The 19,077-nt window shown below is 55.1% G+C and carries 18 protein-coding genes, 1 tRNA gene and 1 riboswitch; of the genes, 10 read left to right on the top strand and 9 right to left on the bottom strand.

Annotated elements, in window-relative coordinates:
• The first annotated feature begins 102 nt into the window (after positions 1 to 102).
• The 8 genes from D3F01_RS10255 (at position 103) to D3F01_RS10220 (ending at position 7,384) form a co-directional block, all read left to right on the top strand.
• Entirely contained in the window at positions 103 to 414 is a 312-nt protein-coding gene (locus D3F01_RS10255) for a helix-turn-helix transcriptional regulator (RefSeq protein ID WP_117529631.1), read from the top strand.
• Between the two features lie 12 nt (positions 415 to 426).
• Positions 427 to 518, top strand: a riboswitch (cyclic di-GMP riboswitch).
• 207 nt (positions 519 to 725) lie between these two features.
• Positions 726 to 2,051 carry a BTAD domain-containing putative transcriptional regulator gene (locus D3F01_RS10250; RefSeq protein ID WP_207698580.1) on the top strand — a complete coding sequence of 442 codons (1,326 nt, stop codon included), beginning with the start codon at positions 726 to 728 and terminating at the stop codon, positions 2,049 to 2,051.
• A gap of 519 nt (positions 2,052 to 2,570) precedes the next feature.
• Positions 2,571 to 3,059 (top strand): sigma-70 family RNA polymerase sigma factor, encoded by a 489-nt coding sequence (locus D3F01_RS10245; RefSeq protein WP_117529633.1) that lies wholly within the window; start codon positions 2,571 to 2,573, stop codon positions 3,057 to 3,059.
• Between the two features lie 446 nt (positions 3,060 to 3,505).
• A complete protein-coding gene (locus D3F01_RS10240; protein ID WP_242888484.1) occupies positions 3,506 to 3,733 on the top strand; it encodes a hypothetical protein in 228 nt (75 codons plus the stop codon).
• A gap of 134 nt (positions 3,734 to 3,867) precedes the next feature.
• Entirely contained in the window at positions 3,868 to 4,545 is a 678-nt protein-coding gene (locus tag D3F01_RS10235) for a type II toxin-antitoxin system PemK/MazF family toxin (RefSeq protein ID WP_242888481.1), read from the top strand.
• A complete protein-coding gene (locus tag D3F01_RS10230; protein ID WP_112145130.1) occupies positions 4,536 to 5,354 on the top strand; it encodes a DUF6551 family protein in 819 nt (272 codons plus the stop codon). The genes D3F01_RS10235 and D3F01_RS10230 overlap by 10 nt, the downstream gene beginning before the upstream one ends.
• A gap of 107 nt (positions 5,355 to 5,461) precedes the next feature.
• Positions 5,462 to 5,647, top strand: coding sequence for a hypothetical protein (locus D3F01_RS10225; protein ID WP_015565653.1), 186 nt, complete (start codon positions 5,462 to 5,464; stop codon positions 5,645 to 5,647).
• Between the two features lie 138 nt (positions 5,648 to 5,785).
• Positions 5,786 to 7,384 carry a recombinase family protein gene (locus D3F01_RS10220; protein ID WP_112145132.1) on the top strand — a complete coding sequence of 533 codons (1,599 nt, stop codon included), beginning with the start codon at positions 5,786 to 5,788 and terminating at the stop codon, positions 7,382 to 7,384.
• A 179-nt stretch (positions 7,385 to 7,563) separates the two neighbouring features.
• On the opposite strand, the gene D3F01_RS10215 is transcribed toward D3F01_RS10220, so the two are convergent.
• From D3F01_RS10215 to D3F01_RS10175, 9 genes are all read right to left on the bottom strand, one after another.
• Positions 7,564 to 7,639, bottom strand: a tRNA-Ala gene (locus D3F01_RS10215).
• A gap of 314 nt (positions 7,640 to 7,953) precedes the next feature.
• Positions 7,954 to 8,613 carry a glycerol-3-phosphate 1-O-acyltransferase PlsY gene (gene plsY, locus D3F01_RS10210; RefSeq protein ID WP_242888469.1) on the bottom strand — a complete coding sequence of 220 codons (660 nt, stop codon included), beginning with the start codon at positions 8,611 to 8,613 and terminating at the stop codon, positions 7,954 to 7,956.
• 18 nt (positions 8,614 to 8,631) lie between these two features.
• A complete protein-coding gene (gene der, locus D3F01_RS10205) occupies positions 8,632 to 9,975 on the bottom strand; it encodes a ribosome biogenesis GTPase Der (protein WP_117476275.1) in 1,344 nt (447 codons plus the stop codon).
• A gap of 18 nt (positions 9,976 to 9,993) precedes the next feature.
• Positions 9,994 to 11,322 (bottom strand): DUF512 domain-containing protein, encoded by a 1,329-nt coding sequence (locus D3F01_RS10200; protein ID WP_242888466.1) that lies wholly within the window; start codon positions 11,320 to 11,322, stop codon positions 9,994 to 9,996.
• Positions 11,323 to 11,413: 91 nt separating this feature from the next.
• On the bottom strand, positions 11,414 to 11,593 hold the full coding sequence (gene rpmF, locus D3F01_RS10195) for a 50S ribosomal protein L32 (protein ID WP_005920250.1): 180 nt from the start codon (positions 11,591 to 11,593) through the stop codon (positions 11,414 to 11,416).
• Between the two features lie 26 nt (positions 11,594 to 11,619).
• Positions 11,620 to 12,120 carry a YceD family protein gene (locus D3F01_RS10190; RefSeq protein WP_097770854.1) on the bottom strand — a complete coding sequence of 167 codons (501 nt, stop codon included), beginning with the start codon at positions 12,118 to 12,120 and terminating at the stop codon, positions 11,620 to 11,622.
• Between the two features lie 134 nt (positions 12,121 to 12,254).
• Positions 12,255 to 12,659, bottom strand: a complete 405-nt coding sequence (locus D3F01_RS10185; RefSeq protein ID WP_035394124.1) for a hypothetical protein — start codon at positions 12,657 to 12,659, stop codon at positions 12,255 to 12,257.
• A gap of 59 nt (positions 12,660 to 12,718) precedes the next feature.
• Positions 12,719 to 14,050 carry a glucose-6-phosphate isomerase gene (locus D3F01_RS10180; RefSeq protein ID WP_154276542.1) on the bottom strand — a complete coding sequence of 444 codons (1,332 nt, stop codon included), beginning with the start codon at positions 14,048 to 14,050 and terminating at the stop codon, positions 12,719 to 12,721.
• Positions 14,051 to 14,270: 220 nt separating this feature from the next.
• Positions 14,271 to 15,509: a D-alanyl-D-alanine carboxypeptidase family protein gene (locus D3F01_RS10175; RefSeq protein WP_242888464.1), complete on the bottom strand. Its 1,239-nt coding sequence runs from the start codon at positions 15,507 to 15,509 to the stop codon at positions 14,271 to 14,273.
• Between the two features lie 281 nt (positions 15,510 to 15,790).
• On the opposite strand from D3F01_RS10175, the gene mtaB reads away from it, so the two are divergent.
• Entirely contained in the window at positions 15,791 to 17,086 is a 1,296-nt protein-coding gene (gene mtaB, locus D3F01_RS10170; RefSeq protein ID WP_097770851.1) for a tRNA (N(6)-L-threonylcarbamoyladenosine(37)-C(2))-methylthiotransferase MtaB, read from the top strand.
• Between the two features lie 229 nt (positions 17,087 to 17,315).
• Positions 17,316 to 18,869, top strand: coding sequence for a 4Fe-4S dicluster domain-containing protein (locus D3F01_RS10165; protein WP_242888462.1), 1,554 nt, complete (start codon positions 17,316 to 17,318; stop codon positions 18,867 to 18,869).
• Positions 18,870 to 19,077: the final 208 nt, after the last annotated feature.

The following is a 19,077-nucleotide window of genomic DNA, read 5'->3' as shown; positions in this document are numbered from 1 at the left end:
TATCACAGGTAGTTGATTATATCAATTAAAAATAATAGATTTAATCATTCGGTTTCAGCTATGCTCTCGACTACAATAGAGTTGAGAAGGATGGTGGTGGCCATGTACGAAGAACAGTTTTCTAAGAGGCTTACTGAGCTGCGCACACAGAAGGGTGTGTCTGCAAGAGACATGAGCCTCTCAATCGGGCAGAATCCCGGCTATATTCGTGCAATCGAAAGTGGTACTGCCTTTCCGACGATGGCAAATTTCTTTTACATCTGCGAATATTTCAACATTACTCCACAAGAATTTTTTAATTTCGGCGAGGAAACCTCCAATGGAATGAATGCACTTGTTGACCAGCTAAAACAGTTCGATGCCGAGCAGATCAATGCACTTACGGCTTTTATAAAAACAATCGTAAAAAAGTAAATTATCAGAGAACTTAATACTTGGTAAACCTACCGAAAGATAGGGCAACAAAGCCAAATGAGTCTAAAATCTCATATACGAGGTCATGGCAGCTGGTTGCTTTTTGAATGGGATAATTTTATCCCTCTACCATGTTAGAACCGTCTGTGAAGATTTCAACTCACAGGCGGTTTTTGTTATTTAAAAGCAAAATGATGGGGCATTCTTCAGCTTATGCGGTGGAGAGATAGCTTTACATAGCAGCATCCGGGATTCACCGTATTAAGCGGAAGAATGCCCGGATGCTGCTTTTTATTCAGGAGGTGTCTGTTATGCGGCAATCTGATTCGGTGAGCGAAGAACTTGACACGGAGAACGTTCAGTGTGCGCTTGATTTTGAGAACACAATGAATGAGCTGGAGACACAGTTATACTATCGCCATCTGCCGCCGAAGGAAGTTGCTCTGCGGGTCATGGAAGCGGCCTGTAAATTCTATGATGCCGACTGGTGCGGTCTAATTCAGGTTGATCTGGATTTGGGGCTGTGGAAGCCGCTCTGGTGGCACAATGAATGCCAAGAAGATAAAACCACTATCCTTACAAATGAGTTTGAATCGTCTGAATTTCTCGACCGCTGGGTAAAGGCAGTGCGCAGAGGAACCCCGATGGTCGTTTCTGATGCAGAAGATGTCAAGGACACCTACCCGGACGAATACCGGTTGTATGAGCGCTTAGGTATTAAGTCCGTCCTTGCGATTCCACTGGAACCACGGCAAATCGCCCTGATTGCCGTGCGCAACCCTCAGCGGTACACCCATCAGACCAGTATGCTTAAACTTCTGGCCTATGTGTTACTGGCGGCATACAACGATAAGCGAATGGCTGACAGTCTGAGCATGGCATTCTCGCCAGAAAATATCAAGAGCAGCCATGATGTCTTCATCAGCTTGTTCGGAGAATTGAAAATCCACACTTCCCACGGTGTCCTGCCGGAGTCTGACCTGAAATCTCCTAAAATCAGCCGTCTGCTGACTTTTATGCTGCTTTCCAATAAGAAAGCCCTTTCATCGTTGGAAATCGTACAGGAAATCTGGCCAGAAGAACTGGAGGATAAGGACGAACCCGGAAAAAAGGTCAAACAGCTCGTTTACCGTCTGCGGCAAGCATTCAGCATTATCTCGGATGAGCAGCTGATTCTCTCCACGCCGTCTGGCTACCAATTCAACCCCGACCTCCATATCACGACCGATTTTCAGCGGTTCGATGAGTTGTGCATTGCAGCCGCAAAAGCCACTTCTGCTATAAATAAGGTGAGATTGCTCGAAAAAGCGGCATCATTGTATCAGGGCAAACTTCTTTCTGCTGCCAATGGCGAACATTGGCTGGTTCACTACGCAAACCGATACCACCTCGCATTTATGAGTACAGTTAATGAACTGCTGAAGCAATTGATGGACTTCCACGCATACGATCTGCTTCATCGGGATGCTGCACTGGCCCTGACCATCGCGCCGGAAAACACAAAAGCCTACTATTGGCTTATTCGCTCGTACCAGAAGCAGCACATGGACGAGATGGCAGCGGGCGAGCTTGCGGCTGCAAAGCAGAAACTGCCCGAAGATGAGTATCAGAAACTGCTCATTTCGCTCGAACGATAAAACAACGTAGTTTCGCTATATGACTTTCATGTGACCTTCATGCGACTTCTGCGTGACCCGATTTTTTCAAAAATCGCCCCATGTGACTTTCATAAGACCGTCATGTGACTTCTGTAAGACCCTCGTGTGCTATGATAGCAAGGCAAAGCCTTGTTGTCTGGCTGCGAGGGCTTTATTTTTTGTCCTTTTTTAGCCGGATAAACCGCTTTTGACCTGTAACGAAGAAAAATATATCGAAAGCCTGAGATGCATTAAAGGCTGAGGATACTCATATTGCTTTCCATCTACGGATGGAAAACAGTGTCTGTACCCTTTTCTTTAATGCGTCTCTTTTTTTGCGCCCAAAGAAAAGCCAGTGCCCTGTCCAGCAGTGAGGTGTCCTCATCCTCCGCATCCAGCGGAAAGGACACTTCATGTTTCTTTTTGCCCTCTTTTCGTGGCTGGAACTGGCCGCAAAGTATCCCTAGAATCTCCAGATTTTCAATTTTTTACGAATTATCGAAAATTTGGAGGTCAACAATGGAATTTAATAACGGCAACGAACGTCGAAAACTGAACAAAAAGTGGGAACGGCTGCGTGTGCAGTACCAACAGGCGGGAATGAGTGAAGATGCAATCCAAGCCATGTATGATTTTGATTTGGGCGTTCTCAATAGTGAGCGTTCCTACGTTGCAAACACACTGGCAATCGTTGACGATGGTGATGACAACACGGGAAGGAAATCTTCTGACTTTAAGCAGTATGAAAAGGCAATTACTGTAACCGATACTTACCACGAGACCCGGACTCGGTTTGCATGGGTAGGCGAAATCAAAGACAAGCGTTTGCAAGAAGGGTTAGAAAAACTCTCCGATGAAGAACTTCGGCTTATCACGCTGTATTTCCGCGACGAATATAGTACCGTAGAATTATCTAAAGTTTATGGCATTGCACAGCAAAATATTAGCAAGCGAATCTTGAAAATTACTAAATTTTTGAAGAAGTTTGGATTTTTAGGTGTAGATTGAGGCTTCTCGATGGCTCGTAAGTGAGGGGACAATTCACCAGACGGCTCTCGCCGCTGGTGATATGTCCACACTCACGGACCTTGAAAGCTGAATAGTTCAATCATCTGGTACTTCAAGATAATGATACTTCTGTTCAACGCAGCCCGGTCAGCGTTAGGCGGGGTGGCTGAGATGCCAATGGAGCGGTACAAGCCCGCCGCCAGATGATTCCCCACTCTCAGGGAGCCGAGGGCGAATATGAGAGAACTTTATTCATATTTTCATCGCACTGCCAAATCGGCAGAGCAGTGATCTGCAATCCCAACACGATTCCCCAACAAATAACACGTTGGTTTGCAATAAAGCAGGAGCGGTCGGATGCCGTTTTCGGTCTCCGACAACTCCTGTTACTTTTACTTATCCATATCTATCCGCAAAACAACTACCCGACATAGGAGGACATCTCTATGGTTGAATTGAATCCTACCGTGCGGGAGCAGGAGACCTACGAGGAAATGGAGCTGACCCCGGAAATGGTCAAATCCATCCGAACCCTCTGCGCGACCTGCCTCCGGCACTTCGTGGAAGCTAAGGCTTTCAAAATTGCGCTCGTGCCCAGCCCTGACAAGAGCATGGACACCTGCACGGTCTGCCAGACCAACCGTGGGCATGACTATGTTGTTATGCACCGGTAAGTCCGGCACTGCACTTTGTCACCGGGGAGGTGATAACACACCCCATTAAAATGAATGCCACCATAAATTGAACGAAGCCCGCTGCCAAGAAAAAGCAGCGGGCTTTGTACATAACAAAACATGGAGGTAAACATTTGCAGCAAAACTGGAAGTTCCGGCGCGGAGACATTTACTACGTCCAATTCGGAAACACAAGTACCGGCTCGGAACAGCACGGCGACCGCCCTGCGGTCATCATTCAGAATGATGTGGGCAATACCTACGCACCGACCCTCATCGTTGTCCCTCTGACAAGCAATACGGAAAAGAAAGTAACTCAGCCGACACACTGCTTGTTGGAAAACGAAGGGCTGTCTATGTCCTCTATGGCTCTGGCAGAACAGATCTTCACCATCGACAAAAGCCGCATTTTGAAATACTTAGGGCATCTCGCCCCGGAAGATATGCAGCGGCTCGATTATGCCTTGAAGAACAGTCTTGCCTTGAACCCACTGGGCAGCATTCGGAAGCTCAAGCCCATCATCCGCTCCACGGCAGCGTATGCGCCGCCGGAAGTAGTGGATGGAAAGCCACCCATCTATCCCTACACACCCATCAAATCGTCCTTTGAGGACGCAGGGAGCGTGGAGGAAATGATGCTGTACACCGAGCTGCAATCCGCTGTTCATGCCATGATACAGCGACTCGAATACAGCTTTACCTTTAATCCCAGCCTGCTCGCCATCCCGAAGCGTAAGCAGCAGGTCAGTGAGATTTTAGCAGAAGCCGAAAAATACATCTGGAGAATCCGGGAGGAAATGCAATGCGACTGAGCAACACCAACAACTTTTCCGCATCTTTCAATGTGGCCACTCCTTATCAGATGGTGGTCATTCACAGCAGCAAGCTAATCTACCCGCGCGAGCTTTATCAGCGGGGCATCCAGCGTAAGCGCGTTGAGCTGATTGCAAGAGACTTCAATGAATATACGGCGAATGAGCCGAAGGTCAGCTTTCGCAATGGCCGGTATTATGTAACGGACGGTCAGCACACCATTGAAGCGCGTATCCTGCGCAACGGTGGCAAAGACCTCCCGATTCTCTGCAAGGTGTATACGGGTCTGACGATGCAGCAGGAAGCCCTGTTCTTCGCAGAGCAAAACGGTCACGCTGCACCGCTGACGGCGGGCATCAAGCTCCGTGCCAAGGTCGTGGGCGAGGATGCTCTTTCCATGGCATTCCTCGCAGCCACCAACCGGGTGGGTCTGGACTTCAACTATGACAGCTTGCAGTTGAGCGACTACCGCATCAGCTGCGTAGGCACTGCACTCAAGCTGTACAACCAGATGGGCGAGAAAATCTACTGCGAGGCTCTGCGGCTGATTGTGGACGCATGGGAGGGCAAACCCGATTCCTTCCGTGCCGCAGTCCTGAAGGGTGTGATGTACTTCGTGGAAGTGTATCACGGTGAGTTCAACGAGGAACGGCTGATCCGTGCCCTGCGCAGCGTCCATCCCATGGAAATCTACCGCACCGGGATGGACAACCCGGCAAAGCTGCCCGGATGGAAGAAATACGTTTTCCCCATCTATGCGGCGTACAACGGCAAATCCCGTAAGGATGCGCTGCCAATGAAGTTCTGACATTTACAGGAATCTCTCCTTAAAGACAATGGGCATCCGCACAACGCAGATGCCCATTGTTACATATTAAGACAACAGCATTTATTCATAATAGGAGTTACAATCTTATGATCGATAAATTTTCACAGGTCGCAGAGAACCTTCCTGCGGCTGACCGTGATGCCGACCGGCAATATCATGTAATCAACGGTTATCCTGTCGTTTTTAGCTTTTCCAAGGAACCCAACCCGGAAGCGTTTGAGCGCATTCGGAACATCCTGCTTGCCACCAGCTATACGAAGAAGGTAGGTTGACATCATGGACGAATGCAGAATCAAACGCTATACTGAGTGCGGTAACGGGCGATATTACAAACCGAGCCATTGCCGGACGTTCTTTGACAACGAAATAAAGCCTATCCCCACTTTTATGATGAAAGTGAGGAATTTACAATGACAAGAAATAACAATCGCGTGTGCTGCTTGTACCGCGTTTCCACCGATAAGCAGGTGGATTTCAACTCCAACCATGAAGCAGACCTGCCCATGCAGCGAAAGGCTTGCCATAAATTCGCTGAATCGAAGGGCTGGGTCATCGTCCATGAAGAACAGGAAGAAGGCGTGTCCGGCCACAAAGTCCGGGCCGCCGCCCGCGACAAGCTCCAGATCATCAAGGACTATGCCCGAAAGGGCAAGTTCGATATCCTGCTGGTATTCATGTTCGACCGTATCGGTCGTATCGCAGATGAAACGCCCTTTGTTGTGGAATGGTTTGTACGGAACGGCATCCGGGTATGGAGTACCCAAGAGGGTGAGCAGCGTTTCGACAACCACACTGACAAACTGCTGAACTACATCCGATTCTGGCAGGCGGACGGAGAAAGCGAAAAGACTTCCGTCCGTACCCGCACCAGTCTGCGCCAGCTTGTAGAAGAAGGTCACTTCAAGGGCGGAAATGCGCCTTATGGCTATGACCTTGTACGGAGTGGGCGTATCAACAAGCGCAAGCATGAACTGTACGAACTGCACATCAACGAGCAGGAAGCTGCCGTAGTGCGGATTGTCTTTGACAAATATGTGTATGAGGGCTACGGCCCGCAGCACATTGCTACCTATCTGAACAATTCTGGCTATCGCGCAAGGTCTGGAAAGTGCTGGCACCCATCCAGTATTCGGGGGATGGTACAAAACCTGACCTACACCGGCGTTCTCCGCTGTGGGGATGCACGGTCAGAATTGATGCCGGATTTGCAGATTGTCCCGCAGGAACAGTTTGAAAACGCACAGCGCATTCGGAATGAACGCTCTGTGCGCTCAACTGCGGAAGCCGAAAATCGTCTTCCTTTGAACATCCATGGGAAGTCGCTGCTTGCCGGCAACGCTTACTGCGGACACTGCGGTGCAAAGCTGGAACTGACCAGCAGCCGTAAATGGCGAAAAATGGCAGATGGATCGTTAGACGATACGCTGCGTATTCGCTATACCTGTTACGGAAAGCTCCGCAAGCAGACCAACTGCACCGGGCAGACGGGATATACCGTCCACATTCTGGATGAGATCATTGATAAAGCTGTCCGCCAGATTTTCTCCAAGATGAGGGGTATCCCCAAAGAGCAGATCGTTACAAAACGCTATGAAAAAGAGAATGCGGAACGCAAGAATCATCTGCAAGACCTTCAGACACAGCGGAACAAGGCAGAAAAAGACCTGTTCGCACTGAAAACCGAGGTTTTAGCTTGCATCAAAGGTGAAAGCGTGTTACCGAGAGAAACCCTTGCCGAAATGATTACAGCGCAGGAAGAGAAACTCACGGAGCTGGAAAACCTTTGCGAAGCGGCCAGTGAAGAACTGGAGAAAACGGCTGAGCTGATGGATAAAGTGTCGCGGCTGTATGATGAACTGATTTCTTATGCTGACCTGTACGACAGTGCAAATTTTGAAGCGAAGAAGATGATCGTCAACCAGCTCATCCGCAGGGTAGACGTATATCGCGGATACCAGATCAACATCTCGTTCAACTTCGATCTCACTCCTTACATTGAGGGGGAGTGATACGTCCGCCTGCAAAACAGTCGGGCATCGAACAAGCATTTTCAAAAACAACGAAACAGCAAGAATTGGGGGTTGCCGTCCATACGCCTGCAAAATCAGGCATTTGGCTGATTTTCAGTGTGACCTCCAAGAAAGCAAAAAGAAAAGCACCATACTTCCTACGAAGTACAGTGCTTTTTTGGTGGAGAATAGCGGGATCGAACCGCTGACCTCTTGCATGCCATGCAAGCGCTCTCCCAGCTGAGCTAATCCCCCATAAAATCCAAGAAGCGAACCTCTTGGATGGAGTTTTTTGTTGGGAATTTGATTGTCGCAGGACTATCTGACTGGGGGTGTGTTTTGATACCAACCGGGCTCCCAGCTGAGCTAATCCCCCACATTTTCAGTTTGTGTCCTGCGACGTGAATTATTATACCAGCTGCGCCGCCCTTTGTCAACCTTTTTTGCAAAGATTTTTCAGTAAACTGAACCGTGCAGGCACATCGACCGGGCACAGCCCCCTCCACGCAAAACAGCGCATCCCGCAGGCAGGCTCTGCCCGAAGGATGCGCTGTTGTTTTTTGTTCCGGTTACTGCTTGTGCCTAGAACCAAAGCGGTACTCTTTTCCCTCACGGATGCGCTGGATATTGGCCCGGTGCATCCAGATGACCATGCCGCCCATGATGGCAGCTCCCACCACGCAGACGATGAGGTCGCCAACGGCAAAGCCCTTGAGCAGGCCGTAGATGAGGGTCAGCACCGGATAGGATGCCGCCATTGCAATGCTGCCCAGCGACACCATGCCGGTGGGGACAAGGCAGAGCAGAAAGACGACGGTCAGCACCGGCAGGAGGATGGGCTGGATCGCCAGGATAGCCCCTCCCGCCACCAGCACGCCCTTGCCGCCCTTGAAGCCGAAATAAACAGGCTTGGTGTGGCCCACCACGGCCAGAATGGCAGTCAGATACACGCCCAGATAGGGCGAAACGGCGGCATCTGCGGGCAGGAACCCGAAGAGCCAGCGGCCGATGCAGACAGCGGCAACGCCTTTCAGCACGTCGCCTGCGGCGGTGAACGCCGCTGCCTTTTTGCCAAAGGTGCGCAGCATGTTGGTCATACCGGCTGCACCGCTGCCGTGATTGCGGACATCATCGTGGTACAGGTATTTGCTGACCAGGATGCCGGTGTCCACGCTGCCCAGCAGGTAAGCCTGCGCAGCGGCAGCCAGAACGATGAAGAAGGTCATCATCAACAGCCGCCTCCCCTGTTACACATCTTTTGCGCCGACGCTGCCGGTGCCGCGCTCACGGATCACCAGGCGGATGGGCGTGTGTTCCAGACCAAAGTTCTCCCGGATCTGGTTGATCAGATACCGCTGATAGCTGAAATGGAACAGCTGTTTGGAGTTGACGAAGGCCACGAACGTCGGGGGACGGGTGGAAGCCTGGGTCAGGTAGAAGATCTTCAGGCGGCGGCCCTTGTCACTGGGCGGCTGCATCCGGGCGGTAGCGCGGGCCAGCATCTCATTCAGGACACCGGTGGGCACGCGGGCACCGTTCTGGGCATCCACGTCACGGATCAGCTGCATCAGCTTGTTCACGTTATAGCCGGTCTGGGCCGAAATGAAGATGATGGGCGCATACCCCATGAAGCTGAAGCAATCGGCGTAATCCCGGCGCTGATGCTCCATGGTGTTGGTCTCCTTGCCCTCCACAGCGTCCCACTTGTTGACAACGATGATGCAGGCCTTGCCCTGCTCGTGGGCATAACCGGCCACCTTGCTGTCCTGCTCGGTGAAGCCGACAGTGGCATCCACCAGGATCAGGGCCACGCGGCTGCGCTCCACAGCGGCCAGCGCGCGCACGACCATATAGCGCTCAAGGCCGTCAGAAATGTTGCTGCGCTTGCGCAGACCAGCGGTATCGGTAAAGATGAACTTGCCGTAAGCGTTATCCACAGGGGTATCAATGGCATCACGGGTGGTGCCGGCCTCGTTGGCAACGATCATCCGGTTCTCGCCCAGAATGCGGTTGGTCAGGCTGGATTTGCCCACGTTGGGGCGGCCGATGATGGCAACGGGGATGCGGTCCTCCTCCACCACGGTCTCGCTGAAATCGAGGTGGGCGCAGACAGCGTCCAGCAGGTCGCCGGTGCCGTGACCATGCACGGACGAGATGGGCATCACCTCGTCAAAGCCCAGGTTATAGAACTCGTAGAGCTCCATGGGGGCCTCGCCGGTCTTATCGCACTTGTTGACAGCCAGGATGATGGGTTTATGGCTGCGGCGCAGCATGTGGGCCACTTCCTCGTCGGCGGCGGTCAGGCCGTCGCGGACATCCACCACCATGATGATGCAGTCAGCGGTGTCAATGGCGATCTCTGCCTGCTCACGCATGTGGGCCAGAATGCCCTCGGTCGCCTTGGGCTCGATGCCGCCGGTGTCCACCAGCATGAACTCGTGGCCGCTCCACTCGCAGTTTGCAAAAATGCGGTCGCGGGTGATGCCCGGGGTATCCTCCACGATGGCCAGACGCTGGCCGCAGAGCTTATTGAACAGGGTGGACTTGCCCACATTGGGGCGGCCAACCACTGCTACGATGGGTTTGCTCATAGGGGGTTCCTCCTTTCGTTATGCTCTTCTTCTCGAAATATGCAGGCCGGTGCGGAGCAGGGCTTTTGCCTCATCGCCGCCGCTCACCGGCAGCACCTCGACCTTGACCCCCAGCCGTTCTCCCAACTGGGCAATGGTCATATCATCGAGGAACGTATCTTTTTCTTCCCGCAGCATGACAGCGGGGATGCCCAAAGTTCCGCTTTCCAGCTTTCCCTCGCACTGGGCAATGATATCGGTGGCGGTGATAAGCCCCGCCACGCCCACGTTGCCGCCAAAGAAATTATTCTTGACAACGTGAACTTTCACATCGATCATGGGGTACTGGCGGTGGAGCTCGTCCATCATCTCTGTGATGAGGGGGCCTGCCATCGTGCCGGTGACCACATCGATCTGTTTGGTGCCGTAGATGCGGTGGGGCCTGTCCAGCTCTGCCCGGAATTCATCCTCGAACAGGCGCATCATACCCACGCCGTTTTCCAGCTGATCAAAGTCCTCATAGAACTCTGCCGGGGGGATGGGCCGCCCCGCCTTGAGGTACCACTCATCGCTGGGGTAGATGATGCGCTTGCCGTGGCGGCGTTTGCACTCATCGCCAAACTCCTCCATAATGTCGATGACAGCGGCGCTGGTCTCGGCATCATAGGGGGTCTGCTTGAACAGATTCTGGCGGTAATCCGTCACACCGCAGGGCACAGCGGCAATGCTCTGCACCATAGGGGTCAGCTCCAGCAGGTCGCCCAGGGTGCGGCGAAGCTCTTCGCCATCATTGATGCCCCGGCAGAGCACCAGCTGACAGTTGACGGCGATGCCGCCCTCCACCAGACGGGGCAGGTACTTGAGCACCTCGCCGCCCCGCTTGTTGGCCAGCATCCGGACACGGAGCTGGGGGTTGGTGGTGTGCACCGAGATGTTGATGGGCGAGATGTGCATCTTGATGATGCGGTCGATCTCGTGATCCTGCATATTGGTCATGGTGATGTAGTTGCCGAACAGAAAGCTCAGCCGCTCGTCATCATCCTTGAAATACAGGCTCTCGCGCATACCGGGGGGCAGCTGGTCGATGAAGCAGAACATGCAGTGGTTGGAGCAGGAATGCTTCTGGTCGCCCAGATAGGTGGAGAAATCGCAGCCAAAGGGGCCGCGCTCCGCGCGCCGGACATCCCACTCCCGGATGCCGTCGGCAACCTTTGCCTTCAGGTGAAAGCTGCTGCTGTCGGTATAAAAATCATAGTCCAGCGTATCGTTCAGCTCATTTTCATCCACGCTCAACAGCTCATCGCCGGGCTGCAGGCCCAGCGCCTCGGCTTCGCTGCCCGCGTCGATGCGGTCGATCTTGATCGCCATTGCATTTCACCTCCAGACAAAGAAAGAAGGGGAAGGCATTGCGCCATCCCCTTCTCAACATAACACCAATGTGCCACCAATTTTGCGCAAATTAGGCCTTCTTGATGACTTCCTCGCCCTTGTAGTAACCGCAGTTGCCACATGCCTGGTGGGGGAGCTTCAGAGAGCCGCAGTTGCTGCACTTGACCAGTGCGGGGGCCTCCAGCTTCCAAACATTGCTGCGACGCTTGTCGCGGCGGGCCTTGGAAAGATGTCTCTTAGGTACTGCCATATTTTTGCACCTCCTTGATGGGTTTCTCAGTTCAGCAGTGATTTGAGGATCGCGAGCCTTGCGTCAACAGGAGCGGCCTTGTCTTCCTCCGGCGGGCAGGTACAATCTGCCCTCTTCTTGCCGCACCGGGGGCATAACCCCGGGCAGTCGGCGCTGCAAAGCAGCACCGTGGGGATCTGGAACATAAACTCCTGGGCAAGCCATTCATCCACATCCAGATGTCCTTTTTCGTCCAGCGGAAGCTCGAAATCCGGGTCATCCAGATCCCGCTCCTTTGCTGTCCACTCCGCTTCAACTGTCTCTTCCCGCTCAACCGGGTCCAGACAGCGGGCGCACTCTCCGTGCACCAATGCTTTTGCCCGCAGTGTCATCCGGACCTCATCGCCGTCCGGCTCAGCGGTAAAGCTGGCGGTCACGGGCTGTTCGATCCTTGCACCGGCAAAGTCCCGTGCAGACAAATCACAGGGAAACTCTGCATGGTAAGGCTGTGTGCCGGTTGCGATAAACTTTCTCAGGTCAAATTGCATAGTACACCTCATAAAAGGCTGCTTTGTTAGTATAGCGCCAAAGCCAACCTTTGTCAACACCAAAACAGGCAGAAAACCGAAAAAATTTTGATTTTCCGGTTTCCTGCCCGTTGGAATGCGCTCAGTTCAGAAAATTACAGGTACTTTTTCACGTCGTGGGGCAGAGCAGCCTCGTCAGCACTGACAGTAACAGTGACCTTGACGGAATCGCCTGCAATGGCGGCCATCTCGTCCAGCACAGCGCCCAGACGGTTGATATCGTGATCCAGCACCTTCAGGATGCCGTCGATGTACAGGTCGGTGATATCGTAGTTGCTTGCCATCAGGCCGGCAACAAAGCCGTACAGCATCTCGCCGCCGGCGATCTTATACTCATCCAGATCGATCAGACGTGCAGCGGGGGCGATGTCGTAAGTCAGCTTCATGCCTTTTTCCACGACGACGACGTTGCCCTTGGAGGTCTTGACCGCGTCATTGATCTGGTCGATCATTGCCTTGGTCTTGCCGGAGCCCTTGGTACCAACAATCAGTTTAATCATAGTTCTGTCCTCCTGTATTTTCCACGCCTTGCGGCGGGAGATCATTTTTTGTTTCCTGCTTACTTCAACTTTGCTTCCAGCTCGGCGGTCAGGTTCTCGTAACCCGGCTTGCCCAGCAGAGCGAACATGTTCTTCTTGTAGCTCTCGACACCCGGCTGGTTGAAGGGGTTCACGCTCAGCAGGTAGCCGCTGCATGCACAGGCACGCCAGAAGAAGTAGATGAGGTAGCCTACATTATAAGCAGTCAGGTCGTCCACCTCGATCAGCACCTCAGGCACGCCGCCGTCGGTGTGGGCAAGGATGGTGCCCTCCATGGCCTTGCGGTTGACCACGCTCATATTCTGGTCCGCCAGGAAGTTCAGGCCGTCGAAGTTGCCCTTCAGCTCTTCGATGAACAGATCCTGCGCAGGCTTTTTGACATCCACGATGGTCTCGAACATGATGCGGGAGCCTTCCTGGATGAACTGGCCCATGGAGTGCAGGTCAGTGGAGAAGATGCAGCTTGCGGGGAACAGGCCCTTGTTGTCCTTGCCCTCGCTCTCGCCGAACAGCTGCTTATACCACTCGTTCATCAGGGTGAAGTTGGGCTCGTAGCACTCCAGGATCTCAACAGCCTTGCCCTTGCGGTACAGGATATTGCGGATGGCAGCATACTTGTAAGCGTCGTTGTCCGGGCTCAGCACGGAGAAGCGCTCCATGGCATCGGCTGCGCCCTTCATCAACTCGTCGATGCTGATCCCGGCGGCAGCAATGGGCAGCAGGCCCACAGCGGAGAGAACGGAGTAGCGGCCGCCCACATCGTCAGGAACCACGAAGGTGGGCCAGCCCTGCGCGTCAGCCAGCTGCTTCAGGGTGCCCTTGGCACGGTCCGTGGTGGCATAGATGCGCTTGTTGGCTTCCTCAACACCCATCTCATCCTCCAGCAGCTTGCGCAGAACACGGAACGCCAGGCTGGTCTCGGTGGTGGTACCGGACTTGGAGATGACATTGATGGAGAACTTCTTGCCCTTGCACAGAGCAATGATATCATTCAGGTAGCTGGGGCTGATGCTGTTGCCGCAGAAGTAGATCTTGGGGCCATCCTCCAGCTCGTTGTGGTACAGGCCTTTGACGGCCTCGATCACAGCGCGGGCACCCAGATAGCTGCCGCCGATGCCGGCGACCACCAGCACCTCGGAGTCCTCACGGATCTTCTTGGCAGCTTCCTTGATGCGGGCAAACTCTTCCTTGTCGTAATCGCGGGGCAGGTACATCCAGCCCAGGAAATCATTGCCGGGGCCATTCTTGGCTTCCAGCTGGTTGTGAGCCGCTTCCACCTGAGGATAGATGGCCTTATATTCCTCTTCGTTGATAAAACTGGAGAGGTGCTTTGTATTCAGAACGACGCTCATTCTATCAGAACCTCCAAACGTTTTTACGGGACGTGCTCCCTGAGGGTTTTGTTAGTATAAGTGTACCGTTCCAATCGTGCAAAGTCAAGGCCAAAATCCCCGGATTTCATACAATTTTAATAGTGTTCTTTTGGCTGTCCTGACATCTTTTGTTCAGGCCCGCCAACGCCGCTTTGTTTCTGCTAACCGCTTTTGTTCGGTGATGTGTTTCTTTTGTCCGCTATGCTCCCAGCAGGCACTGCCACAGCATCTCCAGCGCGCCGCCAAAGGTCAGCAGCGGGGCATCCGCGGCCGCTTTTACTTCGTATTCATTCAATAAGGTATCATCCTGAAAAATGCTCACCTTTCCCACCGTCCGCCCCTTTTCCACGGGGGCTTCCAGCGCCTCGGGCAGGGTCAGTTCAGCCCGCAGGGCAGAGGCCGTCCCCTTCTCGGTCAGGATCGTCTCGGGCAGGGCGGCGTAATCCAGCGGCACGCTGTCCTCGGCGCTGCCCTTTACGGCCAACGCCAGCGGGCGCTCCGGCAGGGTGGGCAGCGGGGCAGCGGCATAGTTGGCAAAGCCGTAGTCCAGCAGGGTGGTGGCGGAGTGGAACCGGTCGGCGCTGGAGGGTGACCCCAGCACCACGGCGATCAGGGTCAGGCCGTCCCGGGTGGCGCTGGCGCTGATGCAGACCCCCGCCCCGCTGGTGGTGCCGGTCTTGAGCCCGGTGATGCCGCTGTACCGGCGCAGGAGCTTGTTGGTGTTCACCAGCTGGGTCTGGCCGTTCCGCAGGCTGTCCGTCCAGATGCCGGTATAGTGCAGCAGCTCCGGGCAGGTATTGAGAAGGTAACGGCTCAGAACGGCAACATCCCGCGCCGTGGAGAGATGGCCCTCGGTGTCCAGCCCGCAGGCGTTCCGGAAGGTGGTGTTGGTCATCCCCAGCTCCGCCGCCCGGGCGTTCATCTGTTCCACAAACACCGGCTCGCTGCCGCCCACCAGCTCGGCCACCGCCACAGCGGCATCGTTGGCTGAGGAAACGCAGATGGCCCGCAGCATCTCGTCCAGCGTGAACTGCTCCCCGGGCTCCAGCCAGATCTGGCTGCCGCCCATGTGATAGGCGTGTTCGCTCACCGGCACGGGGGTATCGAGGGTCAATTTTCCACCGCGGATGGCCTCAAAGGTCAGCAGCAGGGTCATCAGCTTGGTGATGGAAGCAATGGGCATCCGCTCATCCGGTGCTTTCTCGTAGAGCACACGGCCCGTCTCCGGCTCCATGAGGATTGCCGCCCGGCATTCCAGCTGCAGCCCGCTGTTGGCCGGAGCCGCCGCCAGCACCGCCGGGGCATCCGCCTGCACTGCCGGTCCCGTTCCCCCAATGGCCACCCGCAGCCCGGCCCCCTGTGCCGTACCCACAGCCAGCGCAAACAGCCAGAAGCAGAGCACCCCCGCGCAGAGCAGGGCCAAATTTCTCCGTTCCATTCCTCGTACCTCCCCGCGTAAAGTCTCTGGTTGCATTCTATGCAAAAAAAGAGGGGTCAATGCCCTTTTCTACGGGAGGAAAATCTGCTATAATAGGAGAGTTTATAAACACTTTAGCTGGCTCACCCTCTCAGGCCGCTTCGCGTCCAGCTCTCCCAAAGGGAGAGCTTTTGACAAAACCAGTAACTTTGCATGGATTGCCAAAGCCTCGCCCTTCGGGAGAGGTGGCAGCGCGTCAGCGCTGACGGAGAGGGTGAGGCCGTTTATCTGAGAGGATCTTTATGCGAGTTTGTTTTTATACCCTTGGCTGCAAGGTCAACCTGAACGAGACCGGCGCGCTGGAGCAGATGTTCCGGGGCGCTGGCTTCACCATCGTGCCGGAGGGCGAAGAAGCGGATGTTTTTGTGGTGAACAGCTGCACCGTGACCAACTTCGGTGACCAGAAGAGCCGCAAGTGGCTGCGCCGCGCCAAGCGCGAAAATCCCGGTGCCGTGACCGTGCTCACCGGCTGCTATCCTCAGGCTTTCCCCGAGGAGGCTGCCCAGTTCATGGAGGCTGACCTCGTCTGCGGCAACGGAGACCGCAAGGCCATCCTGGACAATGTGCTCAAGCTGCTGGACGGCCACGAGCGCATCGTTGCCGTTACGCCCCACCAGCGGGGCGAACTGTTTGAGGAGCTGCCCGTGGAGCGGTTCGAGACCCACACCCGCGCGTTTATCAAGGTGGAGGACGGCTGCAACCGTCAGTGTGCCTACTGCGTCATCCCCCGCGCCCGCGGCCCGGTGCGCAGCCGCGCCGAGGACAGCATCCTGAAGGAGCTGCGCCAGCTGGCCGCCTCCGGCTACCGCGAGGTCGTGCTCAGCGCCATTTCCCTGCCCAGCTACGGTCTGGACACCGGGACCAATCTGGTGGAGCTGGTGGAAAAATGCGCTCAGGTGGAGGGCATCGAACGGATCCGTCTGGGCAGCCTGGACCCCGACATGCTGACCCCGGAGTTCATCACCCGGCTGGCAGCGGTGGAAAAGCTCTGCCCCCAGTTCCACCTCAGCCTGCAGAGCGGCTGCACCTCCACCCTGCGCCGGATGCGCCGGGTCTACACCGCGGAGCAGTACGCCCAGGTGGTGGATCAGATCCGCGCCGCCTATGGGGAGCGCCCTGTCAGCTTTACCACCGACTGCATCTGCGGCTTCCCCGGTGAGACCCAGGCCGACTTTGAGGAAAGCTGTGCTTTCCTCAAGAAGATCGGCTTCCTGAAGGTCCATGTGTTCCCCTACTCCCGCCGCAGCGGCACCCCCGCCTATGATTTTCCGGCGCAGGTGCATGAGCGGGAGAAGCAGGCCCGCAGCCGCGAGATGAACGCACTGGCCGAGGAGATCCGCCGGGAAGTGCTGGCCGCTCATGTCGGCACCGAGGACGAGGTCCTGCTGGAAACACCCCTCTCCGAGACGCTGTTCACAGGCTACACCCGGCTGTACATCCCGGTGGTGGTCTCTGCCCCCGGCCACAAGAGCGGCGAGATCGTTCACGTCAGGCTGGGCGAGTACGATGGCGAGCGCGTCCGTGCAGCACTCTGCTAAAAAAGTTCGTTAAATCTTGTGCGTCCTGTACTATTTGCTAATTCTTTAACATATTTGAAATTTTCTCTTTTCACGCAGGCCCGTTTATGTTAAAATAAAACTGGATATCTGGGTCGGAGCGCCGGTTGCAGCGGTGCGGTACCAGCCGGCCCGGAGCAAAGCAAATTCCGCCTGCCGCAGTCCAGTGTAGGACGGGATGTTTTCTGTTTCTGAACAAGGAGAGATTGGAATGAGTTTTAGAGGAATCAATACCACAGTCATTCAGATCCGCCGTCAGGTGTTTACCGAGGTGGCACGGATGGCTTACGCCAACGTCAAGGGCGAGCAGGCCAACCACCTGATGCGCAAGATCCCCTACACCATCATCCCCGGTGAGGAAGGCAAGCTGCGCAAGGACATCTTCCTAGAGCGCGCCATCGTTGAGGAGCGCGTCCGTCTGGCCATGGGCCTGCCCACCCGCCGCATGGATGAGCACAACAGTGTGGTCTCCGGCTTGGAGGATGCTTCCATTGCCGATAAGTACTATGATCCCCCGCTGGTAAACGTGATCAAGTTTGCCTGCAACCGCTGCCCCGAGAAGCTGGTCAAGGTCTCTGACCTGTGCCAGGGCTGTCTGGCCCACCCCTGTATGGAAGTCTGCCCCAAGAAGGCCATCACCTGGGAGAGCGGCCGTTCCATCATCGATCAGGAAAAGTGCATCAAGTGCGGCCGCTGCGTCACTGTCTGCCCCTACAATGCCATCGTCAAGACCGAGCGTCCCTGCGCCGCTGCCTGCGGTATGGGTGCGATCCACTCTGACGAGCTGGGCCGTGCCGAGATCGATTACAGCAAGTGCGTTTCCTGCGGTCAGTGTCTGGTGAACTGCCCCTTCGGTGCCATTGCCGACAAGGGCCAGATCTATCAGCTGATCCAGGGCTTCAACCGCGGCGACCGCATCTATGCACTGGTCGCTCCCGCCTTTATCAACCAGTTCCCCTCTCTGGCTTCCACCGGCAAGCTGAAGGCTGCCCTGAAGGCCATCGGCTTCTGTGATGTGGTGGAGGTTGCCATTGGTGCCGACCTGTGCACCGTGGACGAGGCACACGACTTCCTTGAGGAAGTGCCCGAGAAGCTGGACTTCATGGCTACCTCCTGCTGCCCCGCATGGAGCATGATGGCAAAGACCGCCTTCCCCGGCCTTGCCAAGAACATCTCCATGACCATGACCCCCATGGTGTTCACCGCCCGCATGATGAAGCAGGCCGACCCCGAGACCCGTATGTGCTTCATCGGACCCTGCGCCGCCAAGAAGCTGGAGGCATCCCGCCGCACCGTCCGCTCTGACGTGGACTTTGTGCTGACCTTTGAGGAGCTGGCCGGCATCATCGAGGCCAAGGATCTGGATCTGGATAGTCTGGAGGTGGATCCCGCCGAGATGGATCTGTGCTACGCTTCTGCTGCAGGCCGCGGCTTTGCACAGTCCGGCGGCGTGGCCAAGGCCGTTGCCGACAAGATCAAGGAATGGCGTCCCGACATGGAGGTGAAGATCGCCTCTGCACAGGGTCTGGCCGAGTGCAAGAAGCTGCTGATGCTGGCCAAGGCCGGCAAGTACAACGGCTACCTGCTGGAGGGCATGGGCTGCCCCGGCGGCTGCATTGGCGGTGCCGGCACCATTGCCGACCCCGTGCGCACCGCAGCTGTGCTGAACAAGTATGTGAAGGAGGCCGAGTTCACCGACCCCGAGCAGAGCGCCTTCATGACCAACATCCACATGCTGAAGGACGACCCCAATTTTGAAGTGTAATCTCTCCGTCACCTGCGGCTTGCCTCCCCTATTATGGGATCTGGCGCAAAGAGCCTGAGAGGTTTTACAATATCCGCTTCCCGCACAGGGGAGCGGATATTTTTTCTACTTTTGATTTTATAAGTGAAACTTTTTTGTGAAAAGCTCACGAAGCAGATTGACATATTATCGCTGACGTGATATTTTGGCGTTGACAAACCCTGTGTCC

Source organism: Faecalibacterium sp. BCRC 81149 (genome assembly GCF_022750605.1).
In the GTDB taxonomy this organism is placed as follows: Bacteria; Bacillota; Clostridia; order Oscillospirales; family Ruminococcaceae; genus Faecalibacterium; species Faecalibacterium duncaniae.
The sequence above is the reverse complement of the archived record's forward strand: the minus strand, read 5'-3'. Positions and strand labels throughout refer to the sequence as shown.